The sequence below is a fragment of the Pseudomonas sp. LFM046 genome, from assembly GCF_000949385.2.
Taxonomy (GTDB): Bacteria; Pseudomonadota; Gammaproteobacteria; order Pseudomonadales; family Pseudomonadaceae; genus Metapseudomonas.
The window spans coordinates 1,128,561-1,142,977 of record NZ_JYKO02000001.1 but is presented as its reverse complement, the minus strand read 5'-3'; the positions used below and the strand labels follow the sequence as shown (position 1 = coordinate 1,142,977).

At 64.0% G+C, this 14,417-nt stretch carries 15 protein-coding genes and 1 pseudogene; 11 read left to right on the top strand and 5 right to left on the bottom strand.

Features of this window, described 5'->3' with window-relative positions:
* Positions 1-23: 23 nt before the first annotated feature.
* The 4 genes from TQ98_RS05405 to lpcA all read left to right on the top strand — a co-directional run bounded on the left by TQ98_RS05405 (position 24) and on the right by lpcA (position 3,290).
* A complete protein-coding gene (locus TQ98_RS05405; RefSeq protein ID WP_044871808.1) occupies positions 24-659 on the top strand; it encodes an RluA family pseudouridine synthase in 636 nt (211 codons plus the stop codon).
* Positions 660-696: 37 nt separating this feature from the next.
* Positions 697-1,272, top strand: a complete 576-nt coding sequence (locus TQ98_RS05400) for a class I SAM-dependent methyltransferase (RefSeq protein WP_103102886.1) — start codon at positions 697-699, stop codon at positions 1,270-1,272.
* A gap of 123 nt (positions 1,273-1,395) precedes the next feature.
* Complete coding sequence (locus TQ98_RS05395; protein ID WP_044871809.1) at positions 1,396-2,685, top strand: M18 family aminopeptidase; 1,290 nt, start codon at positions 1,396-1,398, stop codon at positions 2,683-2,685.
* A 17-nt stretch (positions 2,686-2,702) separates the two neighbouring features.
* Positions 2,703-3,290 (top strand): D-sedoheptulose 7-phosphate isomerase, encoded by a 588-nt coding sequence (lpcA, locus tag TQ98_RS05390; protein ID WP_044871810.1) that lies wholly within the window; start codon positions 2,703-2,705, stop codon positions 3,288-3,290.
* A gap of 169 nt (positions 3,291-3,459) precedes the next feature.
* Here the strand turns inward: lpcA and TQ98_RS05385 are convergent, their stop codons facing one another.
* Positions 3,460-4,176, bottom strand: coding sequence for a UTRA domain-containing protein (locus tag TQ98_RS05385; RefSeq protein WP_044871811.1), 717 nt, complete (start codon positions 4,174-4,176; stop codon positions 3,460-3,462).
* A gap of 301 nt (positions 4,177-4,477) precedes the next feature.
* On the opposite strand from TQ98_RS05385, the gene TQ98_RS05380 reads away from it, so the two are divergent.
* From TQ98_RS05380 to TQ98_RS05355, 6 genes are all read left to right on the top strand, one after another.
* Positions 4,478-5,536 carry an ABC transporter substrate-binding protein gene (locus TQ98_RS05380; protein WP_044871812.1) on the top strand — a complete coding sequence of 353 codons (1,059 nt, stop codon included), beginning with the start codon at positions 4,478-4,480 and terminating at the stop codon, positions 5,534-5,536.
* Between the two features lie 154 nt (positions 5,537-5,690).
* Positions 5,691-6,494 carry an alkaline phosphatase family protein gene (locus tag TQ98_RS05375; RefSeq protein ID WP_044871813.1) on the top strand — a complete coding sequence of 268 codons (804 nt, stop codon included), beginning with the start codon at positions 5,691-5,693 and terminating at the stop codon, positions 6,492-6,494.
* Positions 6,491-7,333, top strand: a complete 843-nt coding sequence (locus TQ98_RS05370; RefSeq protein WP_044871814.1) for an ABC transporter permease subunit — start codon at positions 6,491-6,493, stop codon at positions 7,331-7,333. The genes TQ98_RS05375 and TQ98_RS05370 overlap by 4 nt, the downstream gene beginning before the upstream one ends.
* Complete coding sequence (locus TQ98_RS05365; protein ID WP_044871815.1) at positions 7,320-8,117, top strand: ABC transporter permease; 798 nt, start codon at positions 7,320-7,322, stop codon at positions 8,115-8,117. Before TQ98_RS05370 ends, TQ98_RS05365 begins: the two co-directional genes overlap by 14 nt.
* The gene (locus TQ98_RS05360) at positions 8,114-9,103 is read left to right on the top strand and encodes an ABC transporter ATP-binding protein (RefSeq protein ID WP_044871816.1); all 990 of its coding nucleotides are present in this window, start codon (positions 8,114-8,116) and stop codon (positions 9,101-9,103) included. Before TQ98_RS05365 ends, TQ98_RS05360 begins: the two co-directional genes overlap by 4 nt.
* Entirely contained in the window at positions 9,103-9,756 is a 654-nt protein-coding gene (locus TQ98_RS05355) for an HAD-IB family hydrolase (RefSeq protein WP_044871817.1), read from the top strand. Before TQ98_RS05360 ends, TQ98_RS05355 begins: the two co-directional genes overlap by 1 nt.
* Positions 9,757-10,096: 340 nt before the next feature.
* Here TQ98_RS05355 and TQ98_RS28040 read toward each other — a convergent pair.
* Positions 10,097-10,222, bottom strand: a pseudogene (locus TQ98_RS28040) (OprD family outer membrane porin); the annotation flags it as partial.
* A gap of 284 nt (positions 10,223-10,506) precedes the next feature.
* On the opposite strand from TQ98_RS28040, the gene modA reads away from it, so the two are divergent.
* Entirely contained in the window at positions 10,507-11,262 is a 756-nt protein-coding gene (gene modA / locus TQ98_RS05345) for a molybdate ABC transporter substrate-binding protein (protein WP_044871819.1), read from the top strand.
* Positions 11,263-11,383: 121 nt separating this feature from the next.
* On the opposite strand, the gene TQ98_RS05340 is transcribed toward modA, so the two are convergent.
* The 3 genes from TQ98_RS05340 to ahpC all read right to left on the bottom strand — a co-directional run bounded on the left by TQ98_RS05340 (position 11,384) and on the right by ahpC (position 14,289).
* Positions 11,384-11,926: a hypothetical protein gene (locus TQ98_RS05340; RefSeq protein ID WP_044871820.1), complete on the bottom strand. Its 543-nt coding sequence runs from the start codon at positions 11,924-11,926 to the stop codon at positions 11,384-11,386.
* A 121-nt stretch (positions 11,927-12,047) separates the two neighbouring features.
* On the bottom strand, positions 12,048-13,604 hold the full coding sequence (ahpF, locus tag TQ98_RS05335) for an alkyl hydroperoxide reductase subunit F (RefSeq protein WP_044871821.1): 1,557 nt from the start codon (positions 13,602-13,604) through the stop codon (positions 12,048-12,050).
* A gap of 121 nt (positions 13,605-13,725) precedes the next feature.
* Positions 13,726-14,289 (bottom strand): alkyl hydroperoxide reductase subunit C, encoded by a 564-nt coding sequence (gene ahpC, locus TQ98_RS05330; protein WP_044871822.1) that lies wholly within the window; start codon positions 14,287-14,289, stop codon positions 13,726-13,728.
* Between the last annotated feature and the right edge of the window lie 128 nt (positions 14,290-14,417).

Below are 14,417 nucleotides of genomic sequence, written 5' to 3'. Positions count from 1 at the left end.
CGTCGGCGTTTGTGGGTACCCCAATGCCGCTTTCCCAGATCGAATTCATCCACCAGGACGACGCCCTGCTGGTGGTCAACAAGCCCACCCTGCTGCTCTCGGTGCCTGGTCGCGCCGACGACAACAAGGACTGCCTGATCACCCGCCTGCAGGAGAACGGCTACCCCGAGGCGCGCATCGTCCACCGCCTGGACTGGGAAACCTCCGGCCTGATCGTCCTGGCCCGGGACGCCGACAGCCACCGCGAACTGTCCCGCCAGTTCCACGACCGCGAGACCGAAAAGGCCTACACCGCCCTTTGCTGGGGCGAGCCGGAACTGGACAGCGGCCGCATCGAACTGCCCCTACGCTATGACCCGCCGACCAAGCCGCGCCACGTGGTGGACTTCGAGCAGGGCCGTCACGCCCTGACCTTCTGGCAGGTGATCGAGCGCTGCGGACACTACAGCCGCGTCGAGCTGACCCCCATCACCGGCCGCTCGCACCAGCTGCGCGTGCACATGCTCTCCATCGGCCACCCGCTACTGGGCGACCGGCTCTACGCCAACCCCGAAGCCCTGGCCGCCCACGACCGCCTCTGCCTGCACGCCAGCCTGCTGTGCCTGACCCATCCCCAGACGGGTGAACGCCTGAGATTCGAGTGCCCGGCGCCGTTCTGACCTAGGCTCAAGAAAAAGACCTCGATTCGGGAAAGAGATGAGCCTCACCGAGTTCTACAACGCCACCGAGGGTCAGCCCGCCCGCTTTACCCTGCTCACCGCCCTGGAAATCTGGGACGGGCCGCCCGGCCACGCCCTCGATCTTGGCTGCGGCGCCGGTCGCGACACCCTCGAACTGCTCAGGCGCGGCTGGAAGGTACTGGCGGTGGATGCAGAACCCGAGGCCCTGGCCCGCCTCGATGCCCAGCTGGACGACGAAACGCGCCAGAGGCTGCAGAGCCGCTGCTGCCGCTTCGAAAGCATGCCGTTGCCGCCGGCCAATCTGGTCAACTCCAGTTTCGCCCTGCCCCTCTGCCCCCCCTCCGCCTTTCCCTCGCTCTGGCAGGCCATCTGTGGCGCACTTCCGGCGGGCGGCCTGTTCGCCGGCCATCTGTTCGGCGAGCGGGACGACTGGGCTGACAATGGCATCACCATCCTGCGGCGCGTGCAGCTGGAAGAACTCCTGTCCGGCTGGCAGGTATTGATGCTCGAAGAAAAGGAAGAAGACGGCATCACCGCCAAGGGCCGCAACAAGCACTGGCACCTGTTCTCGGTGGTCGCCCGGCGCCTGTAGGCGTCCCACAACAGCAGCCACGCCCCTGACTATCGGCCTGCTAGGAAAATTCACCGCCTGTCGGCCTCCTATTCCCTGGGGGCGATGGGATAAACTCCCGGCACTGCTGTCCGGAGTCCCCCAATGCGCGAAGAGTTGAACCAGGGCCTGATCGATTTCCTCAAGGCCTCGCCCACCCCCTTCCACGCCACCCGCAGCCTGGCCAAGCGCCTCGAGGCCGCCGGCTACGTGCGTCTCGACGAACGCGAGGCCTGGCGTATCGAAAGCGGTGGCCGTTATTACGTCACCCGCAACGACTCCTCCATCGTCGCCATCAAGCTGGGCAAGCGCCCGATGCTGGAAGGCGGTCTGCGCCTGGTAGGCGCCCACACCGACAGCCCTTGCCTGCGGGTCAAGCCGAACCCCGAGCTGAACAAGCAAGGCTTCTGGCAGCTGGGCGTCGAAGTCTATGGCGGCGCCCTGCTGGCCCCCTGGTTCGACCGCGACCTGTCCCTGGCCGGCCGTGTCACCTACCGCGCCGCCGGGATGGTGGAAAGCCAGCTGGTGGACTTCCAGGCACCGATCGCCGTGATCCCGAACCTGGCTATCCACCTCAACCGCGAGGCCAACCAGGGCTGGGCCATCAACGCCCAGACCGAGCTGCCGCCGATCCTGGCGCAACTGGCCGCCGGTGAAACCCGCGAGTTCCGTGATCTGCTGGCCGAACAGCTGACCCTGGAACACGGCGTGGTAGCCGACGCGGTGCTGGATTACGAACTCTCCTTCTACGACACCCAGAGCGCGGCCGTGATCGGCCTGGACGGCGACTTCATCGCCGGCGCGCGCCTGGACAACCTGCTCTCCTGCTACGCCGGCCTGCAGGCCCTGCTGGCCGCCGAGGCCGATGAAAGCTGCGTGCTGGTCTGCACCGACCACGAAGAAGTGGGTTCCTGCTCCGCCTGCGGCGCCGACGGCCCGATGCTGGAACAGGTACTGCGCCGCGTGCTGCCGGAAGGCGACGCCTTCGCCCGCGTCATCCAGCGTTCCCTGCTGGTTTCCGCCGACAACGCCCACGGCGTGCACCCCAACTACGCCGACAAGCACGACGGCAACCACGGCCCGAAACTCAACGCCGGCCCGGTGATCAAGGTGAACAGCAACCAGCGCTACGCCACCAACAGCGAAACCGCCGGTTTCTTCCGCCACCTCTGCCTGGAAAACGAAGTGCCGGTGCAAAGCTTCGTGACCCGCAGCGACATGGGTTGCGGCTCCACCATCGGCCCCATCACCGCCAGCCAGCTGGGGGTGCGTACCGTGGACATCGGCCTGCCGACCTTCGCCATGCATTCCATCCGCGAACTGGCGGGCAGCCATGACCTGGCCCACCTGGTGAAGGTGCTGGCCGCCTTCTACTCCAGCCACGACCTGCCCTGATCCGGAAGGAACCCCGCATGCTCAGCCACATCCGCAACAGCCTGGAGGAAGCCAGGACGGCCCTGGACAACTTCATCGCCAACGAGCAGGCCCTGAAAGGCATCGAGCGTGCGGCGGAACTCCTGGTGGAAAGCTTCGAGAACAAGGGCAAGGCGTTTTCCTGCGGCAACGGCGGCTCCATGTGCGATGCCATGCACTTCGCCGAGGAGCTGACCGGCCGCTACCGCAAGAACCGCCCCGGTATCGCCGCCGTGTCCATCAGCGATCCCAGCCATATCAGCTGCGTCGCCAATGACTTCGGTTACGACTACATCTTCTCCCGCTACATCGAGTCCCATGGCCGGGCCGGTGATGTGCTGATCGCCATCAGCACCAGCGGCAAGAGCCCCAACGTGATCAAGGCCGCCGAAGCCGCCCGTACCCTGGGCGTGAAGGTGGTGGCCCTCACCGGCAAGCCGGGCTCCGTCCTGGAATCCTTGGCCGACGTCTGCATCTGCGCCCCCGGCGGCGACTTCGCCGACCGCGTCCAGGAGCTGCACATCAAGGTGCTGCATATCCTGATCGAGCTGGTGGAACGCAAGCTCAGCCCCGAGAACTACGCCTGATCTGCGTTCGCCTCCCTGTAGGGGCGAATTCATTGGCCAAGGGCGGCGCAGCCGCCCCGTTTCCGTAAGTTGGCGCCGAGCGCCGCGAGGCCCAACGATTGCGGCGTCGGCCACGGGATGTTGGGTTTCGTTCCTCTACCCAACCTACAGAATGCTGCGCTTGCACTCCCTACTCCGGCACTTCCACGCTCACGTGAATCGCATCGTGCCGCCAAAACTCCAGGTCGCAGTCGATCAGACGGCCGTGCTGGTCGCGGTTGATGCGGGTGATCTTCAGGGCCGGGCTACCCGCTGAGACCTTCAGCGGAGCCGCCGCCTCCGGGTGCAGGGCGGTGGGCACCATGTCGAAGCGCACCCGGCCATAACGGATACCGTACTGGCTGTCGTACAGCTCGGTCAGCGACTGGGTCAGGTCGAAATCGACAATGCCGGGGAAGTAGGCGGGGTTCAGGTAGTGCTCCACATAGAGCACCAGGCGCCCATCGACACGGCGGGCGCGGCGGATCTGGTAGACGCTGGATAACGCTGGCAGCTCCAGCAGTTCGCAGATTTCCACACTGGCCGGAATCAGTCGCGCCCCCAGGACTTCCGTGGCCGGCGCCCGGCCCTGCCCCGCCACCATGGCGTGGAAATGGCTGCGCACCAGCGGGTTGTAGAGCAGCCGGGGCGGCGAAACGAACCAGCCACGACGCTCCTCGCGATAGATCAGCCCCTGGGCCTCCAGTTGCCCCAACGCCTCACGCAGGGTGATGCGGGTGGTGTCGAACAACTCACTCAACTTGCGTTCGGCCGGCAACTTGCTGCCGTGGGGCAGCAGGCCGTGCTCGATCTGTTCCTGCAGTGCGCTGCAAATGGCGGTCAGGGTGCGGGGCGCCTCGTCGCGCATCGAAAGACTCCAATCTGGAATAGACCAGCACCATCGAGGTGCAACGTGTCCGGGTGTGCCGGCCATCCTAGGCAGCCTAGATGACTGCGGGATGACAGTCAGGCACATCTGCACGCGCCATGCCATCGCCATACGCGACAGCCCGGCAAATCTGCCATCTGCCCATGGTCTACGCTTTCCAGGCGTCTGCCGCTGGCGGTTCGGGCGGCGAACCTGAAATCAAACCGTCATCCAAGGCTTTTAGATTTGGCCTGGGTCTTGCTGATCTAGACCAACCTCCAAACCTGCTAAGGAGCTTCACATGAAACGCCTGTTGCTGGCTTCACTGATGGGAACAGCCATCGCCCTGGGTACCCAGGCCATGGCAAGCGACGCAGATCTGAAGAGTCTTGAACAAGCCGCCCGCAAGGAAGGCGCGGTGAACAGTGTGGGCATGCCCGACAGCTGGGCCAACTGGAAGGACACCTGGGTTGACCTCAACAAGGTGTATGGCTTGAAGCACGTCGACACCGACATGAGCTCGGCCCAGGAAATCGCCAAGTTCGCCGCCGAAAAGGACAACGCCACCGCCGACATCGGCGACGTGGGTGCGGCCTTCGGCCCCATCGCCGTGCAACAGGGCGTCACCCAGCCCTACAAGCCCAGCACCTGGGCGCAGATCCCGGACTGGGCCAAGGACAAGGACGGCCACTGGATGCTGGCCTATACCGGCTCCATCGCCTTCATCGTCAACAAGCAGTTGGTCAAGGAATCGCCCAAGTCCTGGGCCGACCTGAAGAACGGCAAGTACAAGATCACCATCGGTGACGTCAGCGCCGCCGCCCAGGCCGTGAACGGCGTACTGGCCGCCGCCATCGCCAACGGCGGTGACGAGAAGAACATCCAGCCGGGCCTGGACTTCTTCGCCGAGATCGCCAAGCAGGGCCGCCTGTCCCTGTCCAACCCTACTATCCAGACCCTGGAGAAGGGCGAAGTGGAAGTGGGCATCGTCTGGGACTTCAACGGCCTGTCCTACCGCGACCAGATCGACCCCAGCCGCTTCGACGTGCTGATCCCGTCCGACGGCTCGGTAATCTCCGGCTACACCACCATCATCAACAAGTACGCGAAGAACCCCAGCGCCGCGAAGCTGGCTCGTGAATACATCCTCAGCGACGCCGGCCAGATCAACCTGGCCAAGGGCAACGCCCGTCCGATCCGCGCCGAGCACCTGACCCTGCCTGCCGAGGTCAAGGCCAAGCTGCTGCCCAACGAGCAGTACGCCAAGGTCCAGCCGATCAAGGATGCCAAGGCGTGGGAAACCACCTCGAAGGCTCTGCCGCAGTTGTGGCAGGAACACGTGATCATCGAGATGGAATAAAAAAATCGTCCAATCGCTGGCTGCGCTTGCTCATGCTGCGTTGAACACGGGCTCGGAATGCTCATTTACAGACGTAAACTCCGCTTCCTCGCCCGTGTTCGCCTTGCCTGAACTGCGCTCGCTCAGCACTTGATCGATTTTGAGGCTAGGAAAAATGAGAAAAGTCATCCTCGTCCTGCTGGATGGCCTGAACCACGAGGTGGCCCGGCATGCGCTGGGCCATCTGCAGGCCTACTGCGGAGCCGGCAAAGCGGCGCTGTACAAGCTGGAGTGCGAGCTGCCGGCACTGTCCCGCCCACTCTACGAATGCATCCTGACCGGCGTACCGCCGATCGAGAGCGGCATCGTCCACAACGACGTGTCGCGCCTGTCGAAGGAACGCAGCATCTTCCACTACGCCAGCGCCGCCGGGCTCCGCACCGCCGCCGCTGCCTATCACTGGGTCAGCGAGCTGTACAACCGCTCGCCGTTCGATGCCGCCCGCGACCGCCACACCGAGGCGCCGGAGCTGCCGATCCAGCACGGCCACTTCTATTACGCCGACCACTACCCGGACTCGCACCTGTTCGCCGATGCGGAAAGCCTGCGCCTGCGCCATGCCCCGGACTTCCTGCTGGTGCACCCGATGAACATCGACGACGCCGGCCACAAGTACGGCCTCGACAGCCCGCAATACCGCAACGCCGCGCGCAAGGCCGATGTGATCCTCGCCGAGTACCTGCAACGCTGGCTGGATGCCGGGTACCAGGTGCTGGTGACGGCCGACCACGGCATGAACAATGACCGCTCCCACAACGGCCTGCTGGCCGAGGAGCGCGAAGTGCCGCTGTTCGTCGTGGGGGACGCCTTCAGCCTGGATGCAGCCGCGCAGCCGAAACAGACTCAGCTCTGCGGCACCGTCTGCGAACTGCTCGGCGCATCCCACGACAAGGACTTCTGCCGGGAGCTGCTGAAGTGAATTCTTCCAACCGGGGCAAGTGGCTGGCGCTGCTCTGTCTGCTGCCCTTCGCCCTGTTCTTCATCCTCTTTCAGATCGCGCCCCTGGCCTGGGTCGCGATCCACAGCCTGATCACCGGCGATGGCTGGGGCCTGGGCAACTTCACCAAGGTCTTCAGTTCGAAGTTCTACCTGCAGGCCATCAAGCACAGCCTGCAGATCGCCTTCTGGTCGAGCCTGATCGGCATCGTTATCGCGCTGGTCGGCAGCTACTCCCTGCGCCGGGTGGACTCGAAGCTGCGGGACTTCGTCATGGCCTTCTCCAACATGACCAGCAACTTCGCCGGCGTGCCCCTGGCCTTCGCCTTCATCATCCTGCTGGGCTTCAACGGCACCCTGACCATCCTGCTCAAGCAGTCCGGCCTGATCGAAGACTTCAACCTCTACTCCAAGGCCGGTCTGATCGTGCTCTACACCTACTTCCAGATTCCCCTTGGCGTGCTGCTGCTCTACCCGGCCTTCGACGCGCTGCGTGAGGACTGGCGCGAATCCGCCGCCCTGCTCGGCGCCGATTCCTGGCAGTTCTGGCGGCACATCGGCCTGCCGGTGCTGACCCCGGCCCTGCTGGGCACCTTCGTCATCCTGCTGGCCAACGCCCTCGGCGCTTATGCCACCGTCTACGCCCTGACCACCGGCAACTTCAACGTGCTGACCATCCGCATCGCCGCCCAGGTGGCCGGCGACATCTCCCTCGACCCGAATCTGGCCAGCGCTTTGTCCATGGTGCTGGTGGGGCTGATGGTGGTGATCACCGTCGTGCACCAGTGGCTGTTGAAGAGGAGCTACCATGTCGCGCGCTGAATCCCGCAGCGGCAGCCTCTACCATCGCGTGGTGGTCTGGCTGCTGTTCCTGATCCTGCTGCTGCCGCTGGGCGGCACCCTGCTCTACTCGCTCTCCACCAGTTGGTCCGCGACGATTCTTCCGGAAGGGCTGACCCTCAAGTGGTACCTGGCGCTGTGGAGCGATGCGCGCTTCCTGAGTGCCTTCGGCCAGTCGCTGCTGGTGTGCTTCGGCGCCCTGGCGCTGTCAGTGCTGCTGATCCTGCCGCTGCTGTTCGTGGTGAACTACCACTTCCCGAAGCTGGACGGGCTGATGAACATCCTCATCCTGCTGCCCTTCGCGGTACCGCCGGTGGTGTCCTCAGTGGGGCTGCTGCAGGTCTACGGCTCCGGGCCGCTGGCCATGGTGGGCACGCCCTGGATCCTGGTCGGCTGTTACTTCACCGTGGCCCTGCCCTTCATGTACCGCGCCATCACCAACAACCTGCAAGCGATCAACCTGCGCGACCTGATGGACGCCGCACACCTGCTCGGCGCCAGCACTTGGAAGGCGGCCTTGCTGGTGGTGCTGCCGAACCTGCGCAAGGGCCTGATGGTGTCACTGTTCCTGTCGTTCTCCTTCCTGTTCGGCGAGTTCGTCTTCGCCAACCTGCTGGTGGGCACCCGCTACGAGACCCTGCAGGTCTACCTGAACAACATGCGCAACAGCAGCGGCCACTTCAACAGCGCGCTAGTGATCTCCTACTTCTTCTTCGTGCTGCTGTTCACCTGGGCAGCCAACCGTCTGAACAAGGACAAGGCATGAGCTTTCTTTCCATTCGCGGCCTGCACAAAAGCTATGGCCAGACCGCCATCTTCAGCGACATCGACTGCGAGATCGGCAAGGGCGAATTCGTCACCCTGCTCGGCCCCTCCGGCTGCGGCAAATCCACCCTGCTGCGCTGCATCGCCGGCCTCACCGACGTGAACGGTGGGCAGATCCTGCTGGACGGCCAGGACCTGGTGCCGCTGTCGCCGCAGAAGCGCGGCATCGGCATGGTGTTCCAGAGCTATGCGCTGTTCCCCAACATGACCGTGCAGCAGAACGTCGCCTTCGGCCTGCGCATGCAAAAGGTGGACGCCGCCGACAGCCAGCGCCGGGTGGACGAAGCCCTGGCCATGGTGGAGCTTTCGGACTTCTCCGGGCGCTACCCGCACCAGCTCTCCGGCGGCCAGTGCCAGCGCGTCGCCCTGGCCCGCTCCCTGGTCACCCGCCCCCGCCTGTTGCTGCTCGATGAACCGCTGTCCGCCCTGGACGCGCGCATCCGCAAGCACCTGCGCGAACAGATCCGCGCCATCCAGCAGGAGCTGGGGTTGACCACCATTTTCGTGACCCACGACCAGGAGGAGGCCCTGACCCTGTCGGACCGCATCTTCCTGATGAACGCCGGGCGCATCGTCCAGAGCGGCGACGCGGAAACTCTCTACACCGCGCCGGTGGACGCCTTCGCCGCCGGCTTCATCGGCAACTACAACCTGCTGGATGCCGATGTCGCCAGCCGCCTCCTGCAGCGTCCGGTGAACGGCCGCATCGCCATCCGTCCGGAAGCCATCACCCTGAGCCGCGAGGGCGGCATCGACGCCGAAGTGCGCAGCCACAGCCTGCTGGGCAACGTGGTGCGCTACCGGGTCGAGGCCCGAGGCGTGGAATTGGTGGTGGACGTACTCAATCGCTCCGCGGAAGATCTGCACCGCGCGGGCCAGCGCATTGGCCTGCGCATCGATGATCACGCAATCCGGGAGGTGGCCTGATGGCCCTGGCAATCTTCGACCTTGACGACACCCTGATCGACGGCGACTGCGCCAGCCTGTGGAGCACGCACATGGCGGCGCTGGGGTGGGTCGATGGCGAATCCTTCATCCGCAAGGACCACGAACTCATGGCGCTCTATGCCGAAGGCAAGCTGGCCATGGAGGATTACATGGCCTTCAGCCTGTCGCCGTTGGTAGGGCGCACACCCGATGAGGTGGAGTTCGTGGTGGAACCCTTCGTCGAAGACGTGATCGAGCCGCTGATCCATTCCGACGCCATGCGCTGCCTGGCCCGCCACCGCGCCGCCGGTGACCGCATCCTGATCATCTCCGCCTCCGCGCACTTCCTGGTCAGCGCCATCGCCGAGCGCCTGGGCGTCGAGGAAGTGCTGGCCATCGACCTGGAAGAACAGCACGGCTGCTACAGCGGCCGCACACAGGGTGTGCTGACCTACCGCGACGGCAAAGTGATTCGACTGAATGCCTGGCTGGAAGACCAGGGGGAAAGCCTCGAAGGCGCCCACTTCTATTCCGACTCGCGCAACGACCTGCCGCTGCTCTCCCTGGTGGCCAACCCCAACGCGGTCAACCCCGACCCCACCTTGCGCGCCCATGCCGAACAGGCGGGCTGGCCGATTCTCGACTGGCGCTAAAAGCCCCTCTCCCCAACCCTCTCCCGCACGCGGGAGAAGGGGCTCGCCTTTCCTGTGGGGGCGGGCCGCGCAGCGGCCCCGTAGGTTGGCGCCGAGCCTGCGAGGCCCAACGTTGCCAGGCACAGCAAGCCGTAGGGTGGATGTCGCTTTTTACATCCACCAGCGCGGCCGGGTTCGGCACCGACGGTGGATCGGTGAAGCGTGATCCACCCTACGACGGCCCTGTAGGGGCGACTTCATTCGCCAGCAGGCTGCTGGCCTGCCCCGGCTTACAGCAGCGTCAGGGTGTAGCTGACAATCAGGCGGTTCTCGCCCTGGTCGCGGGTGGAGCAGTAGTTGAGAAGCCCTGGCCCCACTCTTCCTGCTTCGACGGCGCCGCCGCGCCTTCGCGGTTGTCCTGGTCGATGGAGAAGTTGCGCAGCACCAGGCTGGCCTTGCTGTCGTCGATAAAGCCGCCGGCGACGGCAGCAGCAATGGCGAGGCAAAGGGGTTCAATTCTCAATGTTCTGGGTCCTTTCGGGGTCTGGATGACACTCCGTCTGCAACCAATCGCTGTATTGTTTTGTATATAGCGATAGGCGAGTATTCAGGACCAGCCGAGTGGCCTGGCAACTTCAGGAAGCGGAGCGGCGTGCATCAGCTCGAAACTTGACTTAAAAGTCAAACTCTCACAAAGTGCCACTCCCGCCGCTATATAGTTTTTTACATAGCGGCTAAGCCCAACAAGAACACTCACCAGGAGTCCCTCTCATGAGTCATCGCCTTACTCGCGCCGCCGCCGCGCTCGCCGCCCTGTTCACCCTGGGCAGCGCTTCAGCCGCGGAAGTCCAGGTGGCCGTCGCGGCCAACTTCACCGCCCCGATCCAGGCCATCGCCAAGGACTTCGAGAAGGACACCGGCCACAAGCTGGTCGCCGCCTACGGTGCCACGGGCCAGTTCTATACCCAGATCAAGAACGGCGCGCCCTTCGAGGTCTTCCTCTCCGCCGACGACACCACCCCGGCCAAGCTGGAGCAGGAAGGCGACAGCGTGCCCGGTTCGCGCTTCACCTATGCCATCGGCACCCTGGTGCTGTGGTCGCCCCAAGCGGGCTATGTGGATGCCAAGGGGGATGTGCTGAAAGCCGGCCAGTACAAGCACCTGTCCATCGCCAACCCGAAAACCGCGCCCTACGGCGTGGCGGCTACCCAGGTGCTGGACAAGCTGGGCCTGAGCCAGACCGTGAAGCCGAAGCTGGTGGAAGGCCAGAACATCGCCCAGGCGCTGCAGTTCGTCTCCAGCGGCAACGCCGAACTGGGCTTCGTCGCCCTGTCGCAGGTGTACAAGGATGGCAAGATCACCAGCGGCTCCGCCTGGATCGTGCCGGCCGAAATGCACGAGCCGATCAGGCAGGACGCGCTGATTCTGAAGAAGGGTGAATCCAACCCGGCCGCCAAGGCGCTGGTGGAATACCTGAAGGGGCCGAAAGCGGCGGAAGTGATCAAGTCCTACGGCTATCAGCTGTAAGGTTTCGTCCTCGTAGGTTGGGCCGAGCGGCGCGAAGCCCAACGTGCAAGGCATGGACCCGCTCGATCGTTGGGCTTCGCTGCGCTCAGCGCCAACCTACGAAGAGCAATCCGGCGGCGACTCAGTCGTCGTCGCCCTCTTCCATCGCGGCCTTCAAGGCCTCATACGCCGGCGCGGCGTAGATGCCGATTTCCACGGCCAGTTGCATGACCTTCTCCAGGTCGTTCTTGTAGACCAGCACGCATTGCAGCTCGTCATCCAGCGGCTCGCTGAAATCCACCAGCACATAGCCGCCCTTCTCAGGGTAGAGGCTACCCATCTGCACCTGGATGCGGTTGAGCGCCTTGAGCGGCTCCACCTTCACCAGTTGCTTGGGTTTGAGCACGAAGTTCACGCTGGGACCGAAGGAGTCCACCACCTGCTGGAACAACTGGTCGTAGCTGTCTGCCTGGAACAGCACGGTATCCGGCAGGCTGCCCACCACCACCCACTCCCCGAGGGGGATGGGGAAGCTGTCGTCGTAGTTGATGTCGGGGTTGGCGGCGAGAAAGGCGCCTGCATCGGCATAGGCTTGTGCCGACTCGTCGGCGACGCGGTCGATCTCATCCTCGGCCATGCAGCCGGAGCTGATCGCCGTAATCAATTCGATAAGTTGCTGTTTCACGAGAGGAGCCCTGCCGCTTGAGGATCGAAAGCGCGCAGGATACAGGGAAGCCGCGCGGACATAAAAAAAGCGGAGAGCCGTTCAGGCCCTCCGCCACTCATGCACACCAATGCTGAGTAAATCAGGTCGTACGGATCAAGTGATCGAACGCGCTCAGGGAAGCCTTGGCGCCCTCGCCGACAGCGATGACGATCTGCTTGTACGGAACCGTGGTCACGTCACCGGCGGCGAACACGCCGGGAATGTTGGTCTGACCTTTGGCGTCGACGATGATCTCGCCGCGCGGCGACAGCTCCACCACACCCTTCAGCCACTCGCTGTTGGGCAGCAGGCCGATCTGCACGAAGATGCCTTCCAGCTCAACGGTCTGCAGCTCATCGGTGGTGCGGTCCTTGTAGACCAGGCCGGTGACCTTCTGGCCATCGCCCTTCACCTCGGTGGTCAGCGCACTCTTGATGACCTTGACGTTGGGCAGGCTGCCCAGCTTCTTCTGCAGCACCGCATCGGCACGCAGCTTGTCGTCGAATTCGATCAGGGTGACCTGACCGACGATGCCGGCCAGGTCGATGGCCGCTTCCACGCCGGAGTTACCGCCGCCGATCACCGCCACACGTTTGCCCTTGAACAGCGGGCCGTCGCAGTGCGGGCAGTAGGCCACGCCGCGGCCACGGTATTCCTGCTCGCCGGGCACGTTCATTTCGCGCCAGCGGGCACCGGTGGAGAGGATTACGGTCTTGGCCTTCAGAGAGGCACCGCTCTCGAACTTCACTTCATGCAGTTCGCCTTCGGCCTTGGCCGGAACCAGCGCGCTAGCGCGCTGCAGGTTCATGATGTCGACCTCGTACTGCTTGACGTGCTCTTCCAGGGCACGTGCCAGTTTCGGGCCTTCGGTCTCCTGCACGGAGATGAAGTTCTCGATAGCCATGGTGTCCAGCACCTGGCCGCCGAAACGCTCGGCGGCAACGCCGGTGCGGATGCCTTTACGGGCGGCGTAGATAGCTGCGGAAGCGCCAGCGGGGCCACCTCCGATCACCAGCACGTCGAACGCGGCCTTGGCGTTGAGTTTCTCGGCGTCGCGGGCCGCGGCGCCAGTGTCGATCTTGGCAAGAATCTCTTCCGCGTCCATACGGCCCTGGCCGAACAGTTCGCCGTTCAGGTAGATGCTCGGCACCGACATGATCTGGCGCTCGTTGACCTCATCCTGGAACAGCGCGCCGTCGATGGCGACGTGGCGGATGTTCGGGTTGAGCACGGCCATCAGGTTCAGCGCCTGCACCACGTCGGGGCAGTTCTGGCAGGACAGCGAGAAATAGGTTTCGAAGTTGAACTCGCCCTCGATGGACTTGATCTGCTCGATCACATCCGCAGCGAGCTTCGACGGGTGGCCGCCCACCTGCAGCAGGGCCAGCACCAGGGAGGTGAACTCGTGGCCCATGGGGATGCCGGCGAAACGCAGGGAAATATCCGCGCCGGGGCGGTTCAGCGAGAACGACGGGCGACGGGCGTCGCTGCCATCGGTCTTCAGGGTGATCTTGTCGGTCAGGCCGACGATGTCTTGCAGCAGCCCAAGCAGTTCGCGGGATTTGTCGCTGTCATCGAGGGAAGCGACGATCTCGAACGGCTGGGTGACCTTTTCCAGGTAGGCCTTCAACTGGGTTTTGAGATTGGCGTCCAACATGTGCGAATTCCTTTAATTGCGGGCATGAGTACCCCTCGGCGGGCAAGGCTCATCCGCCAATACGGGCGAGGGGCTTTGATGCAGGGCGGACGGCTAGCGCCGTCCGCCTTGGAACGTCGGCTTAGATTTTGCCAACGAGGTCGAGGGACGGCGCGAGGGTAGCTTCGCCTTCCTTCCACTTGGCCGGGCAGACTTCGCCCGGGTGAGCGGCGACGTACTGGGCAGCCTTGACCTTGCGCAGCAGTTCCTGGGCGTCACGGCCGATGCCGCCGGCGTTGACTTCGACGATCTGGATCTTGCCTTCCGGATCGATCACGAAGGTGCCACGGTCAGCCAGACCGGCTTCTTCGATCAGCACTTCGAAGTTCTTGGACAGAACCCAGGTGGGGTCGCCAACCAGCGGGTACTGGATCTTGCCGATGGTGTCGGAAGTGTCGTGCCAGGCCTTGTGGGTGAAGTGGGTGTCGGTCGACACGCCGTAGATTTCCACGCCCAGCTTCTGGAACTCGGCGTAATTGTCAGCCAGGTCGCCCAGCTCGGTCGGGCAAACGAAGGTGAAGTCAGCCGGGTAGAAGAAGAAGACGGACCACTTGCCCTTGAGGGTGGCTTCGGTCACTTCGACGAACTTGCCCTGGTGGTAGGCGGTGGCTTTGAACGGTTTGACTTCGGTGTTGATCAGAGACATCGCAACGTCCTCGTTGGGTTAGAAAATTTACCCGACGAAGACTATGGAGTTATTCCAAAAAGATCATATTGATTGAGGGCATGGCATCGATTGAGGCCCTCAATCCATGGCCTGGACGCCGCGCGCCA